The organism is Streptomyces sp. LS1784 (assembly GCF_020103755.1).
Classification (GTDB): Bacteria; Actinomycetota; Actinomycetes; order Streptomycetales; family Streptomycetaceae; genus Kitasatospora.
In genome coordinates this window covers 1-3816 of sequence record NZ_JAHSQD010000694.1, presented here as the reverse complement: position 1 = coordinate 3816, position 3816 = coordinate 1, and the positions used below count along the sequence as shown (strand labels likewise).

Below are 3816 nucleotides of genomic sequence, written 5' to 3'. Positions count from 1 at the left end.
GGGGCCGGAGCGGCGGCGGGCGCGGCCTCGGCGGCCGGGGCCGGAGCGGCGGCCGGGGCACCCGAGCCGTCGTCGATGATCGCCAGCTCGGCGCCGACCTCGACGGTCTCGTCCTCGCCGACCTTGATCGAGGAGAGGATGCCGGAGGCCGGGGCCGGGATCTCGGTGTCGACCTTGTCGGTCGACACCTCCAGCAGCGGCTCGTCGACCTCGACACGCTCACCCTCGGCCTTCAGCCAGCGGGTGACGGTGCCCTCGGAAACGCTCTCGCCCAGCGCGGGCAGTGTTACTGAGACCGCCATGGTTTCAGCGACTCCTATCAAGTCTTGCGTACGGGAAGTACCGGGAAAGGGGGTGGGGCGTGATCAGTCGTGCGCGTGCAGCGGCTTGCCGGCCAGCGCCAGGTGCGCCTCGCCCAGGGCCTCGGACTGGGTCGGGTGCGCGTGGATGAGCTGCGCGACCTCGGCCGGCAGAGCCTCCCAGTTGTAGATCAGCTGGGCCTCGCCGACCTGCTCGCCCATGCGGGCGCCGACCATGTGGACGCCGACCACGGCGCCGTCCTTGACCTGGACGAGCTTGATCTCGCCGGCGGTCTTCAGGATCTTGCTCTTGCCGTTGCCGGCCAGGTTGTACTTCAGGGTGACGACCTTCTCCTTGCCGTACAGCTCGACGGCCTTGGCCTCGGAGATGCCGACGGAGGCCACCTCGGGGTTGGAGTAGGTCACGCGCGGGACGCCGTCGTAGTCGATCGGCATCGGCTTGAGGCCGGCCAGGCGCTCGGCGACCAGGATGCCCTCGGCGAAGCCGACGTGGGCCAGCTGGAGGGTCGGGGCGAGGTCGCCGACGGCGGAGATGGTGGGCACGTTGGTGCGCATGTACTCGTCGACCAGGACGTAGCCGCGGTCCATCGCGACGCCGTTCTCCTCGTAGCCGAGGCCGGCCGAGACCGGGCCACGGCCGATGGCGACGAGCAGCAGGTCGGCGTCGATCTGCTTGCCGTTCTCGGTGGAGACGCGGACACCGGTCTCGGTGTACTCGACGCCCGAGAAGCGGGCCTTCAGCTCGAACTTGATGCCGCGCTTGCGGAACGCGCGCTCCAGCAGCTTGGAGGAGTTCTCGTCCTCAAGCGGGACGAGGTGCGGCAGCGCCTCGACGATGGTGACCTCGACGCCGAAGGACTTCCAGACCGAGGCGAACTCGACGCCGATCACGCCGCCGCCGAGGATGACGGCCGACTTCGGGATGCGGTCGAGCTTGAGGGCGTGGTCCGAGGAGATCACGCGGTTGCCGTCGATCTCCAGGCCCGGGATCGAGCGCGGCACGGAGCCGGTGGCCAGAACGATGTGGCGGCCTTCGATGCGCTGGCCGTTGACGTCCACCGAGGTCTGCGAGGAGAGCTTGCCCTCGCCCTGGATGAAGGTGACCTTGCGGGACGCCACCAGGCCCTGAAGGCCCTTGTACAGGCCGGCGATGACGTCGTCCTTGTACTTGTGGACGCCGTTGATGTCGATGCCCTGGAAGGTGGCCAGCACGCCGAACTCGGCGGCCTCCTTCGTCTCGTCCGCGATCTCCGCGGCGTGCAGCAGCGCCTTGGTCGGGATGCAGCCGCGGTGCAGGCAGGTGCCGCCCAGCTCACCCTTCTCGACCAGGGCAACGCTCAGGCCCAGCTGAGCGGCGCGGAGCGCCGCGGCGTAACCGCCGCTTCCGCCTCCGAGAATGACTACGTCGAAAACGGTGCTGGCGTCGTTCGCCACGTCACGTCCTCCATGCATGGGGTGGGTCGCCGGGCCGGTCGCGGTCCGGTGGGTCGGAAGCCTTTGTGGGGCGCCCAGTCGTGCCGGAAATACATCTTCGCACTTGTTCACGGTGGCTGATGTCCGGGTCCGCCCCGGGGGTGGCCCGCAGAGTGGTCACCGGGGCGGGAATGCCTCCAACGGAAGGGCATCATCGCAGCTCAGCGCGGTGTTGACAGCCGCCGGACGGGCGTCGTCCGCGCCGCTCGCCGCGGCTTCTTCCGCAGTGTGGAACAAAGTTTCGCCCGCAGCGAACAGGGGTGCGCCGCGGCGCCCCGGCCTACCCGCAGGTAACCGGCCGGAACGCCGACGGGGCCCGGCGCACGCGCGCCGGGCCCCGTCGCAGCGGGTCCTGGATCAGGAGTCCTGGATCGGAGCGTCCTCGATCAGGGGTGCCTGGGTCAGGCCTTGCCGTTCGCCTTCTGCTCGGCGAAGCGGACCAGGGTGCGCACCGCGCTCGCGGTGCCGCCCTTCGGGGTGTAGCCGTACGGCGCGCCCTCGTGGAACGCCGGACCGGCGATGTCCAGGTGCGCCCAGTCGGTGCCCTCGGCCACGAACTCCTTCAGGAACAGACCGGCCACCAGGCCGCCGCCCATCCGCTCGCCCATGTTGGCCAGGTCGGCGATGGTCGACTCGGTGAAGCCCTTGCGCAGCTCGGCCGGCAGCGGCATCGGCCAGGACTGCTCGCCCACCTCGCCGGCCAGGGCGTGCAGGTTGTCGCGCAGCTCGTCGTCGTTGGCCATCACGCCGAAGGTGCGGGTGCCCAGGGCCAGCACCATGGCGCCGGTCAGGGTCGCCACGTCGACGATGACGTCCGGGTTCTCCTCGCCGGCCCGCACGATCGCGTCGGCCAGGACCAGGCGGCCCTCGGCGTCCGTGTTCAGGACCTCGACGGTCTTGCCGCCGTACATCTTCAGCACGTCGCCCGGGCGGGTCGCGGAGCCGGACGGCATGTTCTCGGCCAGCGCCAGCCAGGCGGTCACGTTGACGACCAGGCCCAGGCGCTTGGCGGCCACCACGGCGGCGAACACGGCGGCGGCGCCGGCCATGTCGCACTTCATGGTCTCGTTGTGGCCGGCCGGCTTCAGCGAGATGCCGCCCGAGTCGTAGGTGATGCCCTTGCCGACGAACGCCACGGTGGCCTTGGCCTTCGGGTGGGTGTAGGCCACCTTCACCAGGCGGGGCGGGTTCGCCGAGCCGCCGCCGACGCCCAGCAGGCCGCCGAAGCCGCCCTTGGCCAGCGCCTTCTCGTCCAGCACCTCGACCTTGAGGCCGTGCTCCTTGCCGGCCGCCTGGGCGATCGCGGCGAAGCTCTTCGGGTTCAGGTCGTTCGGCGCGGTGTTGACCAGGTCGCGGGCCCGGTTCATCTCCTCGCCGATCGCGGTGGCGCGCTCCACGGCGGCCTTGGCGTCCTTGCTGCCCTTGCGGGCGGCCAGCAGGACCAGCTCGCCGACCGGCTCCTTGCCGTTGCCGTTGGCCTTGTACGTGCCGAAGGCGTACGAGCCGAGCAGACCGCCCAGCGCGACCGCCTCGACGTCCTCCGGGGACTCGGCCGGCAGCGCCAGCGCGGCCTTCTTGGCACCGGCCAGGGTGCGGGCGGCGACACCGGCGGCGCGGCGCAGCGCCTCCGGCTCGTAGCCGTCCTCGGCGGCCTCGCCCAGGCCGACCGCGAGCACGAACGCGGCCTTCAGGCCGGCGGGGGAGGGGACCTTGACGGCCTCGCCCTCGGCGCCGGTCGCGCCCAGGGTGCTGAGGACCTCGGCCAGCTTGCCCTCGAACGCCTCGTTCACGGCCTCGGTGCCGGGGGCCAGCACGATGCCCTTCGGGCCCTTCGCGACACCGACCACCAGGGCGTCCGCGCGCAGGGAGGCGGCGGAGGAGGTGCTCACAGACAATGCAGTCACGTAATGCGTCCTGTTCTTTCGCGGTCCACGGCCGGCCGCGGCGAGGCTGCCGCACCGGCGCAGCCCGCCGTCGCAGGCCGTCCGTCGGCGGGCCTCCGGGGTCCGGGCCCCCTGGCGCG

Annotated in this window: 3 protein-coding genes; all 3 read right to left on the bottom strand. The window is 71.5% G+C overall.

Annotated elements, in window-relative coordinates; all coding sequences use genetic code 11:
• Positions 1–302 (bottom strand): biotin/lipoyl-containing protein (locus KS423_RS40710; protein ID WP_308020309.1); only part of this gene is annotated, 302 nt, incomplete at its 3' end.
• A gap of 63 nt (positions 303–365) precedes the next feature.
• Positions 366–1772, bottom strand: a complete 1407-nt coding sequence (gene lpdA, locus KS423_RS40705) for a dihydrolipoyl dehydrogenase (RefSeq protein WP_263455757.1) — start codon at positions 1770–1772, stop codon at positions 366–368.
• A 422-nt stretch (positions 1773–2194) separates the two neighbouring features.
• Positions 2195–3697, bottom strand: coding sequence for a leucyl aminopeptidase (locus KS423_RS40700; RefSeq protein WP_224284762.1), 1503 nt, complete (start codon positions 3695–3697; stop codon positions 2195–2197).
• Positions 3698–3816 lie beyond the last annotated feature (119 nt).